Source organism: Paenibacillus sp. B1-35 (assembly GCF_050474385.1).
GTDB classification, from domain to species: Bacteria; Bacillota; Bacilli; order Paenibacillales; family Paenibacillaceae; genus Paenibacillus_B; species Paenibacillus_B alvei.
In genome coordinates this window covers 121,258-135,518 of sequence record NZ_JBCHVJ010000001.1, presented here as the reverse complement: position 1 = coordinate 135,518, position 14,261 = coordinate 121,258, and the positions used below count along the sequence as shown (strand labels likewise).

13 protein-coding genes and 1 riboswitch are annotated in these 14,261 nt (G+C 44.1%); of the genes, 4 read left to right on the top strand and 9 right to left on the bottom strand.

Features of this window, described 5'->3' with window-relative positions:
• Nucleotides 1-208 precede the first annotated feature (208 nt).
• On the bottom strand, nucleotides 209-1,330 hold the full coding sequence (locus tag ACQ5BJ_RS00705) for an NAD(P)H-dependent flavin oxidoreductase (RefSeq protein ID WP_430107835.1): 1,122 nt from the start codon (nucleotides 1,328-1,330) through the stop codon (nucleotides 209-211).
• 417 nt (nucleotides 1,331-1,747) lie between these two features.
• Between ACQ5BJ_RS00705 and ACQ5BJ_RS00700 the strand changes: the two genes are divergently transcribed.
• The 3 genes from ACQ5BJ_RS00700 to ACQ5BJ_RS00690 are packed head-to-tail and all read left to right on the top strand — an operon-like array spanning nucleotide 1,748 to nucleotide 4,114.
• On the top strand, nucleotides 1,748-2,002 hold the full coding sequence (locus ACQ5BJ_RS00700) for a FeoA family protein (protein WP_005549607.1): 255 nt from the start codon (nucleotides 1,748-1,750) through the stop codon (nucleotides 2,000-2,002).
• Nucleotides 1,999-2,733 carry a FeoB small GTPase domain-containing protein gene (locus ACQ5BJ_RS00695; protein ID WP_268600274.1) on the top strand — a complete coding sequence of 245 codons (735 nt, stop codon included), beginning with the start codon at nucleotides 1,999-2,001 and terminating at the stop codon, nucleotides 2,731-2,733. Before ACQ5BJ_RS00700 ends, ACQ5BJ_RS00695 begins: the two co-directional genes overlap by 4 nt.
• Complete coding sequence (locus tag ACQ5BJ_RS00690; RefSeq protein ID WP_430107831.1) at nucleotides 2,711-4,114, top strand: nucleoside recognition domain-containing protein; 1,404 nt, start codon at nucleotides 2,711-2,713, stop codon at nucleotides 4,112-4,114. The genes ACQ5BJ_RS00695 and ACQ5BJ_RS00690 overlap by 23 nt, the downstream gene beginning before the upstream one ends.
• Before the next feature lie 172 nt (nucleotides 4,115-4,286).
• Here ACQ5BJ_RS00690 and ACQ5BJ_RS00685 read toward each other — a convergent pair whose 3' ends face one another.
• The 3 genes from ACQ5BJ_RS00685 to ACQ5BJ_RS00675 all read right to left on the bottom strand — a co-directional run bounded on the left by ACQ5BJ_RS00685 (nucleotide 4,287) and on the right by ACQ5BJ_RS00675 (nucleotide 8,249).
• Nucleotides 4,287-5,057 (bottom strand): CAP domain-containing protein, encoded by a 771-nt coding sequence (locus ACQ5BJ_RS00685; RefSeq protein ID WP_040736364.1) that lies wholly within the window; start codon nucleotides 5,055-5,057, stop codon nucleotides 4,287-4,289.
• A 6-nt stretch (nucleotides 5,058-5,063) separates the two neighbouring features.
• Nucleotides 5,064-5,192, bottom strand: a riboswitch (cyclic di-AMP (ydaO/yuaA leader).
• 162 nt (nucleotides 5,193-5,354) lie between these two features.
• A complete protein-coding gene (gene dhaK, locus ACQ5BJ_RS00680; protein ID WP_005549614.1) occupies nucleotides 5,355-7,115 on the bottom strand; it encodes a dihydroxyacetone kinase subunit DhaK in 1,761 nt (586 codons plus the stop codon).
• A gap of 3 nt (nucleotides 7,116-7,118) precedes the next feature.
• Nucleotides 7,119-8,249: a glycerol dehydrogenase gene (locus ACQ5BJ_RS00675; RefSeq protein WP_005549615.1), complete on the bottom strand. Its 1,131-nt coding sequence runs from the start codon at nucleotides 8,247-8,249 to the stop codon at nucleotides 7,119-7,121.
• A gap of 199 nt (nucleotides 8,250-8,448) precedes the next feature.
• Here ACQ5BJ_RS00675 and ACQ5BJ_RS00670 point away from each other — a divergent pair, with 199 nt between their 5' ends.
• Nucleotides 8,449-9,465 (top strand): PocR ligand-binding domain-containing protein, encoded by a 1,017-nt coding sequence (locus ACQ5BJ_RS00670; RefSeq protein WP_005549617.1) that lies wholly within the window; start codon nucleotides 8,449-8,451, stop codon nucleotides 9,463-9,465.
• A gap of 81 nt (nucleotides 9,466-9,546) precedes the next feature.
• Here the strand turns inward: ACQ5BJ_RS00670 and ACQ5BJ_RS00665 are convergent, their stop codons facing one another.
• The 5 genes from ACQ5BJ_RS00665 to ACQ5BJ_RS00645 all read right to left on the bottom strand — a co-directional run bounded on the left by ACQ5BJ_RS00665 (nucleotide 9,547) and on the right by ACQ5BJ_RS00645 (nucleotide 13,962).
• Nucleotides 9,547-10,239, bottom strand: a complete 693-nt coding sequence (locus ACQ5BJ_RS00665) for a 4'-phosphopantetheinyl transferase family protein (RefSeq protein ID WP_005549618.1) — start codon at nucleotides 10,237-10,239, stop codon at nucleotides 9,547-9,549.
• A gap of 266 nt (nucleotides 10,240-10,505) precedes the next feature.
• Entirely contained in the window at nucleotides 10,506-10,754 is a 249-nt protein-coding gene (locus ACQ5BJ_RS00660; RefSeq protein WP_005549619.1) for an acyl carrier protein, read from the bottom strand.
• The gene (locus ACQ5BJ_RS00655) at nucleotides 10,738-11,805 is read right to left on the bottom strand and encodes an HAD-IIIC family phosphatase (RefSeq protein ID WP_430107825.1); all 1,068 of its coding nucleotides are present in this window, start codon (nucleotides 11,803-11,805) and stop codon (nucleotides 10,738-10,740) included. Before ACQ5BJ_RS00655 ends, ACQ5BJ_RS00660 begins: the two co-directional genes overlap by 17 nt.
• A gap of 37 nt (nucleotides 11,806-11,842) precedes the next feature.
• Nucleotides 11,843-12,067, bottom strand: a complete 225-nt coding sequence (locus ACQ5BJ_RS00650) for an acyl-CoA dehydrogenase family protein (RefSeq protein ID WP_268619812.1) — start codon at nucleotides 12,065-12,067, stop codon at nucleotides 11,843-11,845.
• Between the two features lie 1,280 nt (nucleotides 12,068-13,347).
• The gene (locus ACQ5BJ_RS00645; RefSeq protein WP_005549625.1) at nucleotides 13,348-13,962 is read right to left on the bottom strand and encodes a class I SAM-dependent methyltransferase; all 615 of its coding nucleotides are present in this window, start codon (nucleotides 13,960-13,962) and stop codon (nucleotides 13,348-13,350) included.
• Nucleotides 13,963-14,261 lie beyond the last annotated feature (299 nt).

The window sequence follows — 14,261 nt, the reverse complement described above, 5'->3', positions numbered from 1 at the left end:
TCATGCTCGTAGCCCAACGCTGAACGTTGAGCTCTCCTAAGCCATTATGAAGGAATTTTTGATTTTTTGCAAAACTTGCATTAACGAAACTTTGTATGGCTATTTGCCGATTCCTTACACTTATGCCGATATTGCTTAATCTCCCGCATTTTCGCAAATTTTTCAGCATATTTTCGTCCATTATTTTCATATTACATGCGTACAATTTTTATTCCATTTTCATCGCGTTCACAACCAATCTCCATTGCTTTACCAACTGCTCCATCTTATCACCTGCACCTGTAATTTCCCCCATTCGGGCAGCTTGCCCTGCCCATAACGACATATATTGAGGATCACTGTTACGTGCGGCTGCCTGTCTAACACTCCTCGTCAACTCATTCATAATTGGATATGCTGGAATGGAAGCTAAACACGACTCCAATCTATGAATTAGTTCATTGCGTATACCTCTGGCAGGTTTGCCTGAAATGGTTTTCGTAATAACTGTACTGCGTTCGTCAGAAGAACAAATCGCTTCTTGATAGGCAGGATGTACGCCGCTTTCCTTGCACAGTAGGAATGCACTACCTAATTGGGCTGCTTGTGCTCCGAGAGCCATAACAGCAGCAATCCCCCGCCCGTCCATGATCCCACCTGCAGCAATAACAGGTGTTGCTACATGATCGACGATTAGCGGCACTAACGCTAATGTCCCAACTAAGGAAGAATGGGGATCCCCCGCAAATGTCCCACGATGGCCCCCTGCCTCACTGCCCTGTGCCACAATCATATCAACTCCTGCAGCTTCAAGACTAACCGCTTCTTCAACATGGGTTGCCGTCCCTATTAAAACAATGTCAGCCTTTTTCAATTGTCGAATATATAAGTCATCCAAAATTCCAAATGTAAAGCTAAGGACGGGAACCTTCTCTTCAACAATCACTTTTACCTGTTCATGAAAAGTTTCCCGGTAGCTTTTTTCATCAAAGAAATAACTGTCCGCGCTGATTCCTATATTGCCGACTTCTACTTGCCCCTTTCTTCGCACTTCCTTTTCGATATCCTCCAATTGTTTTATCACCGTTTTCGAAATGCACCCATCAATGCCAGGAGGCTCTGGTACAAATAGATTTACGGCAAATGGATTGCCAGTAAGCTGCTTAATTGCTCGAATAGCGGTTCTCATCTGTTCCGGAGACATGTATCCTGCCCCAAGCGTTCCAAGTCCTCCAGCGTTCGATACAGCCGCCACAAGCTCAGGTGTTGTCGTTCCACCTGCCATACCAGCTTGTATAATCGGATATTTGATATGCAATCGATTTATAATCGCATTCGATTTCTTGTTCACATACAACCTTCCTTTCCTTTTTCATGTCACTCTTTAGTTTTATACAAATAGCGAATCTTCCTAAGCCTTCGACGCAATCAAGTCTATTTCCTGTATATTACAAAAAAAACCTACGCTATGTATTCAAGATGATATTTATGACATAAAAAAATCTAGATGTTGTTGGAGATGTGCAATTGCCTGAATCAAGCTTGTCAGAACTATTAGTTATTAAGAGAAGAAGGCAACGTTGCTACCTTTCTTGCATAGTATAAACAACATATATTTTTGCCTTAGGGAAAATTTTTGTTGCCTAACAAACATAGTTGACCTATACTAATGAAGTGGCATGTACGGAAAACTTCGCTTTTGTTTGGGATTAGTTTTGCTCTAGGTAAACTTTTTGGGACATGGTGAAATCAGGAGAGTGATTCGAAAATGCATTCGAACGACGTAACATTATACAATGCTGGCACTGGCCAACATGTGCGGCTGAATCGAATCGAAGTTCAAGGGGTATTACGCAGAAGATTGCTTGATCTCGGATTTGTTCCAGGCAATGTAATCGAAGTGCTGCAGCGCAGCCCGCTCGGCGATCCGATTGCATTCCGGGTCAATAATACAACGATCGCGCTTCGCAAGGAAGAAAGCACGCTTATGTACGGAGAAATAGTCGGGGGGGACAACGAATGACTGAACAATATACGGTTGCCCTAGCCGGCAATCCGAATACAGGAAAAAGTACATTGTTCAATACACTTACAGGGATGCGACAGCATACCGGGAACTGGGCGGGAAAGACTGTATTAACTGCGGAGGGTCACTTCAATCATGAAGGTGCTTCGTATAAAATGGTCGACTTGCCAGGGACGTACTCACTATACTCCAATTCTGCCGACGAAGAAGCGGCTCGAGATTATATTATATTTGAAAAGCCTGACGTTACACTCGTCGTGCTAGACGCAACATCATTGGAACGTAATTTGAATTTAGCTCTTCAAGTAATGGAGATGACCCACCGTGTTGTGGTCTGTATAAACTTGATGGACGAGGCGAAGCGGCTCGGTGTTAAGATCGACATCAATGCCATTGAGAAGAAGCTCGGTGTGCCTACGGTAGCGATCTCCGCAAGACATCGCACTGGGATTGACCAAATGATGAAGAAAATCAAGGGAGTGGCTTCCGGCCGGATCGTCCCTAACCCGCTGCTCGTTCAATATAACAAGGATATTGAAAAGAAAATCGCTGAGCTTGAACCGATCATACGTGAAAAGCTTGGTACTGCATATCCAACACGATGGATTGCACTTCGTCTGCTGGACGGTGATGAAAGCTTGATTCATTCGATGAAGTCCAAATGGAGTTCGCCGGCCGCAGATTCAGTGAAAGGAGTTGTTTCGTATGGCCACACCGCTTGCCACTAATTCAGATTCTTTGGACTCTTTATTGTCCAGAGCCCGCAGCCTTGCGAGCGGAGAAGCGATCCGAGACGGAATTGTAACTGATATTTATCGTACGACTCGTGAAATATGTAGCACAGCTATTGTGTATGAAGACAAGAATAAGTTAAAAAGCACATACCGGTTAGATAAAGTTCTAACCTCGCCAATTTGGGGATTTCCGATTATGCTCGCCATTCTAGGCGTTGTATTCTGGCTAACGATCGCTGGAGCGAACGTTCCGTCGGAAATGATATTCTCCTTCTTCGAAGTAATCGAAGGCTACTTAAACATGGCATTTGAAGCGATGAATGCACCAGCATGGCTGCACGGCATTCTCGTACTTGGCTTATATCGTGGAACATCATGGGTCATTAGCGTAATGCTGCCGCCAATGGCGATCTTCTTCCCTATTTTCGCATTGCTTGAAAACTTCGGGTATTTACCGCGCGTTGCCTTCAATATGGATCGCATGTTCAAGAAATCAGGCGGCCATGGGAAGCAAGCCTTGACAATGTCTATGGGCTTCGGCTGTAACGCTGCAGCTATTTTGTCCACACGAATTATTGAGTCGCCTCGTGAACGGATGCTGGCGATTCTGACGAATAACTTCGTACCGTGTAATGGCAGATGGCCTACACTTATTCTGTTGTCTTCTCTGTTCATGGCAACTGGTGTTGCAAGTGGAATGCAAACCGTAGCAACGGCTGCTATCGTTATGGGCATGGTTATGATTGGGATTGTGGTAACGCTAACTGTATCATGGGTGATGTCAAAAACAGCTCTGCGCGGTGTTCCAACCCACTATACGCTGGAGCTTCCTCCTTATCGCAGACCGCAGATTTGGAAAACCATTTTGTTATCGTCACGTGACAAATCGCTTAATGTACTGATCCGCGCTGTCGTTATTGCGGCTCCTGCAGGCGTACTTACTTGGATTCTTGGCAATGTTATGGTTGGCGGCGACAGTGTCTTGAACCATATGGCCTCATTCTTCGATCCATTCGCTCATGCGATTGGTCTTGATGGTTTCATTATTATGGCATTCCTGCTCGGACTGCCTGCGAACGAAGTTGTCCTGCCAATCCTTCTTATGGGCTATTTGTCCACAGGTGCTATGGTAGATGCAGATGGTATGGAGAACATTAAGGATATTTTTCTACAGCATGGTTGGACATGGTTGACAGCCTTGAATATGATGTTGTTCTCCTTGCTCCACTATCCTTGCGGTACGACATTATTCAATATTTATAAGGAAACGAAAAGTATAAAATGGACGGTCTTGTCTGCCGTCATTCCGCTTGGTATCGCGATTGCAGTTACCTTTGCCACAGCTCAGCTTGCCAGAGCTTTCGGGTGGGTATAACCATTCACATAGAACCTCTGAATGGATTTCTCCGTTCAGGGGTTTTATTATTGCTGCAAGCATGAATTCTGGATTTCCTCAGACGAAGCTCTGCAAACATTCTTCGAACATAAAAGAACCTGCAGATTCCTCTGCAGGTTCTATGACTAATATATAATTCCAAATTCGATAATTAGCCTGTGAATGCTTGCACCCAAACGCCATTGTAGTAAGCAACACCGATGGATGTGAAGCTGGAGCTCATAATGTTCTTGCGATGGCCGTCGCTGTTCATCCACGCATTCATAACTTCTTGCGGCGTACGTTGACCTTTTGCAATATTCTCGCCAGCAGTGTTGTAGTTAATGCCTTGTGCTCTCATCAAATCAAATGGAGAGCCAAGTGTAGGGGATTGATGGCTAAAGTAGTTATTATCGTACATATCTTTTGCTTTGATCATCGCTACTTTATTCAATGCTGCATCGGATTTCAACGGCTGCAAGCCTGCATTGGCGCGTTCTTTGTTCACCAGGTCAATAACTTGGCTCGCAAAGTCGCTGTTCGCATTGTTGTTTTCTTCTGGTTTTGTAGGTTTGTTTTCGCCAGGATTTACTGGTTTTTCTGCCGAAGGTTTATTTCCTTCTGGCTTTGCTACCTCTGGTTTTTCCACCCCAGGCTTGTTGCCTTCCGGCTTTGCTGGCTTATAAACAGGAGGTTTAGTGTTATGAACTTGTTTTTGAAACTCTTCGACCCATTTCGTCAAATATTGCTTCAATTCCTGTTTATTTTGGAAAACCTTGTTCACATGAATGACGTTCGTATTAATGACGTTCGAGCAATTTTGGTTCAACGGATTCGATACTTGCATAGGCTTCATTGGTGCAGCCATTGCTGAATTCGCTGCCATAATTGGTGCCAATGCAATTGCACCTGTAAGTACGACTTTCTTAAATGTGTTATTCATCCTGTACATCTCTCCCTTTGCAGCCTGCGAGGTTAGCTGTCGGGTTCGGGTCAAAGCGGACTCCCCTGTCGTTATACGACTTCACCCCAATGTGTGGTTCCCCCGCGCTCTGTTGAGCTTCGGCTTGTTTTGTATTACGTTTCCGATCCTATCACGGATGCTGAATCAGATCATTTTAAACATAATGCTATTTTAGATATATTTTTCCATATAAAAAAACCGAAGCACAATACAGTTGTGCTCCGGCTTACTACACCAATTATAGCTATGTTAAAATAAATCTATATCATACGATTCTTATTCGATGACTTGGGCTAGCTCTGTGAAGATGACACCCAACGCATACGCTCCTGCATCTGGATAGCCGATACTGCGCTCGCCAACCGTGCCTGCTCTTCCCATTCGTGCAACAATTGTTTCGGTATGCTTAGCACCCTGAACAGCAGCTTCCGCAGCCTTAGCCGCAGCGAGCTTTAGTCCGTCTCCATTAGCCGCACTTTGCACCCATGCATCAGCGAATGGCGCTAGTGCGTCTACCAATGTTTTATCGCCAACTACAGCACCTCTTCCGAAGGAACGTTCCCCCGTGTCTTGAATGCCTTTCACAACCGCCTGCATCATTTGTGCAAATTCAGGAATAGACAGTTCAGTTCGGTCTCCGGCAAATTTGCTTGCAGCGCGGAATGCCGAGCCCCAAATAGGACCAGATGCGCCGCCGCAGTGCTCCATAATGACTAATGAGCATGCATGCAGGAATTCGCCAATATTGTTCGAATGGTGATTCATTATCTCATGCCATTCTCTCTTCAATTGCTTGAAACCCTTCGCTACACTCATTCCGAAGTCACCATCGCCTGCATGTGCATCCAACTCGCAGAACGGAACTTCGTTCTGAATGATGATTTCGCTCATTTTGTCTGTCAGGAAGATAAGGTTGTGAAGTGAGAAAGTGTCCTTTTCCGTTTTCGCATACGCTGGATTCGTTTCACTCTGATAAGATACTTCACGATCCACAACTGTATCCCCTTGCTGTTTCTCGACTGTAATCGGGTGCAATTCACCATGAAGCTGCAGCGCTGGCGTATCACAACTTGCTGCCAGATAATGCTTCAATTGCTCATCCAAGCGCATGAAAGACACAGATGCTCCAGCCATGTCGATGCTTGTCATGTAATTGCCAACCAACACCTTCATCACAGTTACGTTCTGGCGTTGAATCTCACGAACCACTGCATTTGCGAACAAGTACAATTCTTGCAGCGGTGATCCGCCAAATCCGTTAATCAACACGGCAAGCTCCTGCTGGGAACCCTCCGAAATTTTCATATCACGGAACAAATCCGCCACCATTTTGTGAGCCAATTCATCGGCAGACGCGATTTTCTCTCTGCGAATTCCCGGCTCGCCGTGTATCCCAACACCATACTCGATTTCATCGTCATTCAGTTCAAATGTAGGCGTGCCCTTTGCAGGAACCGTACAGGAGGTAAGCGCAAAACCGATGCTTCTTGTATGATCAATCGCATGCTGGGCAATTGCCTTCACTTCTGCAAGCTCCAAGCCCTCTTCCGCGGCAGCGCCGGCAATTTTATGAACGAGCACCGTACCCGCTACACCCCTGCGTCCGACCGTGTACAGACTGTCCTCAACCGCAATATCGTCGTCCACCTTAACATAGTCAACCTTGATCCCGTCTTCACCCGCCAAGTGGGCAGCATTTTTGAAGTTCATGATGTCGCCGCTGTAGTTCTTAATAATGAGCAGCGTTCCCTTCTTGCTCGCGGAAGCCTTCAACGCTTGGTAGACTTGGATTTGAGATGGAGAAGCAAATACATCCCCGCACACCGCTACATCAAGCATGCCTTGGCCTACAAAGCCAGCATGCGCTGGTTCATGACCGCTTCCTCCACCGCTAATCAACGTGACTTTGTCGCGATTCACGTTTTTTTTCTTCATAATCTTATATTTACTAATGAATTCCAGCTCCGGGTGTGCAAGTACCATACCGTTACACATTTCTCGCACTAATGTTTCTGGTTGATTCATAATCTTCTTCATCGGTTATTCACCCTTTGCTTTGAATTGTTGCCCCATAAGGTCGGCCACTCGAATCGCGGATACAACCATCTCTTCGGTTACCGGGAATGGCATGGAGTGAATAGATTCCTCAGGAATACACGACTTCTGAGCTACGGCTAGTAATTCTTCATTCGTAACGGTTGTTACACCGAGATCGGCCAAGCATACCGGAAGTCCGATGCTGACACAGAACTTCAATACCTCGTTGATTTCTGCCGCACTTGCATTTTCAAGAACCAACTGCACCAAGGTTGTAAAGGCTACCTTCTCCCCATGCATATAAGAGTGAGTGCCTTCAAGTGACGTTAACCCATTGTGGATGGCATGAGCTGCTGCCAAGCCGCTACTTTCAAATCCTAAACCGGACAACAAAATATTTGTTTCCACAATATTCTCCAGTGCTGGCGTGACCAAGTTCGCATCACAGGCCATCTTTGCTTTTGCGCCATCTTCCAACAGTGTCTCATAGCAAAGCTTGGCGAGAGCAAGTGCTGCTTTTGTACCCTTGGCAGGCCCGACTCCAGCCATTGCGCCGCAAGGCAGCCCTGCATTCACGTTTGAATAAGAACTTGCCGTTGCCCGTGCCTCAAAATATGTGGAAAGCGCATCCCCCATGCCTGCCACGAGAAAGCGAGTAGGCGCATTGGCAATAACCGTTGTATCAATCATGACTACACTTGGACTTTGCTTAAAGTAAGCATAGTCATCAAATTCGCCTTCAGGCGTGTACATAACCGCGGAATGGCTTGTAGGCGCATCGGTTGCAGCAATCGTAGGGACAATAATCAATGCATCACCTTCCGCTACACACTTCGCGGTATCAATTGCTTTACCTCCGCCAAGACCGATTGTACAAGAACAATTATGCTCAATCGCAAGCAATTGCAACCGCTTAACTTCTTGACGCGAGCATTCTCCTGTGAAACCGCTCTCAACTAAGGTGACGTTATATTTATTCATTGTATGTTCAAGCTTATTCTTTACACGCTGCACATCGTCAGGATGAGCAATTAGAAGAGCAGAATCTCCGAATGTTCTGATGAAATAACCCAAATTGTATAGTTCATCTTCACCTTGCACATATTTTGCTGGACTGATAAACGCTTTTCTCATGATTGTATGCCTCCTCTGTGTGTTTGAACATCTTTATTATAACTTCGTCTAAGAACAAGATCATGGAACTATTGTTGCCAAATAAAGCGCTATCATATCGGATTATCTTATCCTCCTCCTGCAAAATGGTATTATCTTGTCCTCGGATGAGAATATTATGTATAATGAGGCCAAGCGGACAAAAGGAGAATGAACCATCATGAGTACACGATTTAGCTTGGAAAGCATTATTGATATGGAGAAATGGCAGAAGCTGCAGGATTCGCTTTCCTTGGTTACGAAGATGGCCGTTATTACGACCGACTACAAGGGAGTTCCCGTTACAGCGCATAGCCATTGCCAAAGCTTCTGCAAAGCCATTCGGCAAGACGAATCGTTATCGCAATACTGCCAGAAGTGTGACGCGCGAGGCGGACTAGAGGCTGTACGGTTGAATAAACCCTATATTTATTTATGCCATTTTAACATTGTCGATATCGCCATACCTATCATCGTCAATAATCAGTACATGGGGGCAGTTATGGCGGGACAAGTGAAGCTGCGCGACAATCCGCTGGAGCTTGAACAGATTGTATCCCGTCCAGCCAATGCGGATTCAAATCGCAAGTTTATGAAGCTGGAACCGGAATACAGTGATTTGCCAGTATTATCCTATGATGAAGTCGTCACCATTTCTGAAATGCTCTATCATTTATGCAATTACATTGTCGAGGAAGCGATTGCGAAAAATACGACCATTGATATGTACCGTCAGGCACTAGCGAGTGGTCATTCGACACCTAGCTTTTTGGCGGATCACAGCTACCGAAGCATCCAATCGTTTAAATCGGAATTGGACAACACACTGATTGACAATCAAATCAACAAGATGAAAAATCAGCAGAAGCTAGCTTCCAATTCCATTCTTCAGCCCGCATTCGATTATATATATGCTCATAAAAGCGAGAATGTAAAACTAGCGGATATGGCAGCTCTTTGTCACGTAAGTCCCAGCTATTTCAGTCGTATTTTTACAAAGGAAACCGGTGAGAACTTCTCTGTCTTCATCCCACACCTAAAGATAGAATGGGCGAAGCAAATCTTGGAGACGACCGATCTGTCCATCTCGCAAATTAGCAACGAGCTCGGCTTCAGTGAGCCAAGCTACTTCATTAAGTCATTCAAGAAGTTTGAACGAATTACACCCGCCCGGTATCGTCAAATATATAAACGATAAACTCAAAATGAAAAGCCGTCACTTCAAGTTCTGCTTCCGAACTAGATGACGGCTCATTTTTCATTATCTATCATCACATTTTTACCGGATCCAATCTCGCATCTCATCCATCGTTACAAATGTGATAGAGGGTGAAATCGCATCAATATGAGTACAAGCAGCGACTTTATAGCCGTGATCCAGCTCGTACGTATGGAAGCACACAGGCTCCCCATCCGGGTTCAATACAAATTTCCCCTCACTATTCTCCAAGATAGAGAAGGAATCCAGCGGTATGGATAAACCTTTTCCCGCTGCTTTGATGTAGCTCTCCTTTAACGTCCACTGCGTGTAGAAATAATTCAGCCTCTCCCCTTCTGATTTCTGCATGAGGGATTCTGTTTCTAGCACAGAGAAAAAACGATTTGCTATTGAAAGATCAATCTGCTGTACCTGCTCTACATCAATGCCGAGCACTCCATGTCCCCATATCATCATCACCCAGCATCCAGAATGCGAAATGTTATAGGAAAAATCATCATTTCCTACGACATGCGGTTTGCCATACTCATTGTGCTCAAATCGTATGTCTGAATTCGTATAGCCATAATCTTTGCACAAAATTGCTCTTACTAAAGCCTCGCCAAAAAGAGAACGATATGAGTCTTGAATGAACTTAAACCTTTTAACTTGATCTCTGCGCTGCGGTGCAACCTTGCCTAGGAAATATTCATAATCCTCTGGTCGAACCTGCTCCGGTATGCGAAATACTGCAATCTTCGTTATGCTAATCACCTATCCCGCCTAGATTCCCACTTACTTGAATCCCATTTTTGTTAACTAGCCTAGCACATATGCTGACATTTAATATTATCCATCATGTTGATGTTTTTGAGCAAATGCGCTTCACGTCTTTTTCTTGCTGCAGATAACGGATCATGCCTTCATATTTCCGTACCATATCCTTAGATTACCACAAACCGCCCGTATACGCTGCGCCCGATCCCCATGTACGCAAATAAAGCTTGGCGATTAATTGGATGTTTGAAGGGGAAGTTACTTTATAAGCTAACCTTTTTATGAATCAAGGCTATCAAGTTATTGATCGTGCTGAAGTTTTCCAAATCCAGATCATCATTCTCAACTTCAATTTCGAACTTCTGCTCCACGAAGTTTACAAGTTTCATTGCAAACAGTGAGTTGACAAACCCTAATTGAAAATAATTGTCGTCATCCGAAAAATTAATATTTTCTTCGCTAATGGACAAGTTTTGATGAATGAATCTTCTGATTTCAGTTTGATAGTTCATAGTATCCTCCTTCGCAATTCAGCAATTGGACTTCAATATACGGGGGAAAGTCTTGAATATTGATTAAATCATGCTCCAAGACATAGTTGCCTTGCCCATCTGATGATTTCTCGCGGAAACCAGCAAAGCGATAGCTGATGTACATCATGCGGTTGCGTCCCGTTTCTGTAAAATCAGCCAACAGCGGTATCTGATGTTTTCGAGCCTCTTGTAAAATGTAACTGAGCAGCACAGTTCCTACGCCTCGGGATACGACGCGGCAGGACATCAGCAGCATCTCAAGCTTCCAATGAGTGTCCAGCATATGAATCAAGGCCAGCCCGATCTTCCCGTAATCACCATACTTATCTTCCAATTGACAGACTAATAGCCGATGATAAGGAGATTTCCGCAACGTGTCCAGCTCTTCATAGCTGAATGTTCTTCCTGTGGCGTTCAATTGATTCGTGCGGACTGTCAATTCTTCGGCCCGCTGCAAATCCTCTTCCTGCGCAGGATAGATGGTGAACTTCATAGAAAGCGTAGCAAGAAAAGCCTCCGACGGGCCCTCATACTCGCGTTCTGCCAGCTTACGTGCATAATCTGCCTGATATAATTTGCGTCTCCTTGCAGAGTCAACGGTAATAAATCGCGGGTACAAGCCTGGAAGTGATAATAGCGTGTGAGTTTGATCCGCATTTATGCAGTGAACGCTGTCATGTACATTTTTTACTTCTTCCAATTCAAATGGTTGATCGTCAATGAAGAGGATTGTGTCCATGCCAATATTAATATTTTTCTGGATCTCAGCAAGTGAGGTCGATTTGGCGCTCCAATGAATTTCGGGATAGAGGAAATAATTATCCAATCTCAATTCTTTCAGTTTGGCCATGGCCAAGTCATAATCGTTTTTACTGGCAATGGATTGCAGAATTCCTCGGCGATCGAGTGTCTCGATAATTTCACGAATGCCCGGCTTCAGTTGGACGTTGGCCGACTCCACCAGCACTCCATCCCACAGCGTATTATCCAAGTCCCACACAACGCACTTCCATTCTGTTTTCTCACTCATACGGACCTCTTATTAGAATAATAGACTTCGCTTGTAATTATGTCGTAACGAATTGGTTACGAATACGGGAGTAGGATACCATCGCATCCACTCCCTCTTGTGCGATGCCAACTTCTGCCCATGCTATACTGTATCGGCCATTGTCCAAAGCATTCGATACGACATATTCGAAGCCAAAGTTCAGTTTCCCAATTACATGTGATTTCGGAACTATGACGTTTCGCAAATGAATTTCTGCAAGATGGGTCGCTCGTGATGCCATAAGCCCTACTATTGCTTTCGTTTCAACACCGACGTAAGAACGTTCGACGAGGAAAAAACGGTGCTCTTGCCTTAATTCGATGCAACAACGAGGAACACATCGGCAATGTCGCCAAACGTTATCCACTTTTTCAACCCATTCATGACATCCTAACTTTCTTCCTCATGCCATGTTGTTTTGATGTTTTTAGCGTCTGAACTAACATCCGGCTCCTGACTGAAGATCGTCGCAATCTCCGCTTTCATAAAGCCACGATCTCTTCCTTGTTCATCTTCACTCTCCTCTCCATGATTTGTAAATTCAATGAGAAGTTGGCTCGAATGGATATTTGAAAAGACGGTGCCTCTAGCCCTATCATCAAATGGCCGGCAATTGTCAAGAAAGAACACACGCCTTCCTCGGATAAATAGCAACCCTCATTCAGGAGCTTGATAATCCTGCCAGCTACGGCGATATACATTCGCCAAGGATGAGCGACTGAGAGACAAATGCGGTGTAACCGATGTTGTTGAGCAGCCTGTAAGTGCTTAAATGATTTGTTTTGGAAAATGTCAATAATCGTGTGAGGTTCTTATGTAAGGTAGGAAGGTATGGTGAGAACGCTTAATCAAGCTGACGTGAAAGAGCGGAGCCGATGTGAGGCCAAATGCTCAACTTATTTCCTGCATAATTTGCTGCTTCAATCGTACTTCCTACTTAGGATCACGCGAGAAGTCCGGCTTCGTCATATGATAGTCGATTCGATATGGACAACTAGGAGAGGCAAATCATCAATAATATCAAACCGCATCGTAGTGCATCCTGTTCTCCAATAAAGAGATGCAGCGCTTGTTCTAACCGAATTTCGTCTATCCCTTCAAGCATGATAGAAGCGGTGATATTATATGAAAGAGGGTCATTAATTTGACAATCGAAGAATATGAAGAATATTACTTTTTAGAGCTTCAAGGAAACCATTGTTCCAAAGCTGTGCCACCGCCGAGACAATCGCTTCCCTCAGCAACAGAAACCACATAAGCATGCTCCACTGAATTAGTAGATTTGTTACCAAAAATAATAAAGTTGAAAAGATAAATCTGTCAACAATATTATTTTTGAAAGAACTTGGAACCTCAAATCGATAACAGCATGAACTTCACTAACATTTTATCCTTACGAGTCTGTTGTCAAGAAATAAATTGTAAATATCTGTTATTGACTGAAACAATACAGAGAGCCGTCTGCCAAGTCCTTCGAGAACTTTGCGACGGCTTCCCGCACTATGATATTCGCATTCTCCTTTATGGCTTGGTTTGTTTGCGTTTTAACAAATGAATATACCACTTCAACCCAGCATTATGATTGAAGAGGCTAACTTTATCCATCACTTCAAAGAAGCCGCACTGCTCGATTTCAGCGATTTTATTTTCAATGATGGCGAATGCAGGATCTTCCGTATTTTTATGTGAATATAAGGAAGAAATGATTACACCACTCGAAGTTACATAGTTCGAATACTCTAGCAGCTTGTTGGCCGTGTTAGGCACGTAGTGCAATGATTCGTTGAATACAATGACATCATATTGTTTAGCAGGTACATAATGATTAATATCTCCACAATGGAATATGTCCTGCGATGTTTTGGCTGATGCCAGCTTGATTGCTTCCTGTGACAGATCAACCCCTGTGTATCCTTCCTTTTCACTCTCAAGGAGCATATCGAACAGGATGCCAGTACCACAGCCCATATCCAGGATGCCCTCTTCTCCGATAAATTTCCTTATATACCCATACACCACCGAATATCGAGCGTATTCCGTAATATCCGACAAATAACTCCATACATTAGATTTATACTCCTCGTCCCATTGCTCCTGTTTGCTTTCTAAGAAATCTGGAATTGTTGTGTGTTCCATATTCGATTCCTCCTACGCATAAGATGTGAACTTTGCTCTGTCTTATCATTGATGTGTCGAAATGAAAAGCAATTTATAACGGTTAGTAAATCTAGTTGAAAAGCAAATCGTAGTGGTCAAAAGGTAGTTTGTATTATCATTGAGGTTGTTTTTTATACTAGTACGTAAACCATATCCTGTCAATCGATAAACGCTTTAACTTTATGAAAACTGCATTTTCGAATTATGAGCTGCTCGGTGCCATCCTCAAGTACCTTTAACCGTACAGGACAGCATTGCGAGGACCGATATGAATCGCT

Excerpts from the sequence above, each read along its gene's own strand:
- ACQ5BJ_RS00645 (WP_005549625.1), bottom strand. The coding sequence starts at position 13,962 with ATGGAACACACAACAATTCCAGATTTCTTAGAAAGCAAACAGGAGCAA.
- ACQ5BJ_RS00660 (WP_005549619.1), bottom strand. The coding sequence starts at position 10,754 with ATGAACTATCAAACTGAAATCAGAAGATTCATTCATCAAAACTTGTCC.
- ACQ5BJ_RS00685 (WP_040736364.1), bottom strand. The coding sequence starts at position 5,057 with ATGAATAACACATTTAAGAAAGTCGTACTTACAGGTGCAATTGCATTG.
- ACQ5BJ_RS00650 (WP_268619812.1), bottom strand. The coding sequence starts at position 12,067 with ATGGCATCACGAGCGACCCATCTTGCAGAAATTCATTTGCGAAACGTC.
- ACQ5BJ_RS00695 (WP_268600274.1), top strand. The coding sequence starts at position 1,999 with ATGACTGAACAATATACGGTTGCCCTAGCCGGCAATCCGAATACAGGA.
- ACQ5BJ_RS00700 (WP_005549607.1), top strand. The coding sequence starts at position 1,748 with ATGCATTCGAACGACGTAACATTATACAATGCTGGCACTGGCCAACAT.
- ACQ5BJ_RS00675 (WP_005549615.1), bottom strand. The coding sequence starts at position 8,249 with ATGAGAAAAGCGTTTATCAGTCCAGCAAAATATGTGCAAGGTGAAGAT.
- ACQ5BJ_RS00655 (WP_430107825.1), bottom strand. The coding sequence starts at position 11,805 with ATGAGTGAGAAAACAGAATGGAAGTGCGTTGTGTGGGACTTGGATAAT.
- ACQ5BJ_RS00670 (WP_005549617.1), top strand. The coding sequence starts at position 8,449 with ATGAGTACACGATTTAGCTTGGAAAGCATTATTGATATGGAGAAATGG.
- ACQ5BJ_RS00690 (WP_430107831.1), top strand. The coding sequence starts at position 2,711 with ATGGCCACACCGCTTGCCACTAATTCAGATTCTTTGGACTCTTTATTG.
- dhaK (WP_005549614.1), bottom strand. The coding sequence starts at position 7,115 with ATGAAGAAGATTATGAATCAACCAGAAACATTAGTGCGAGAAATGTGT.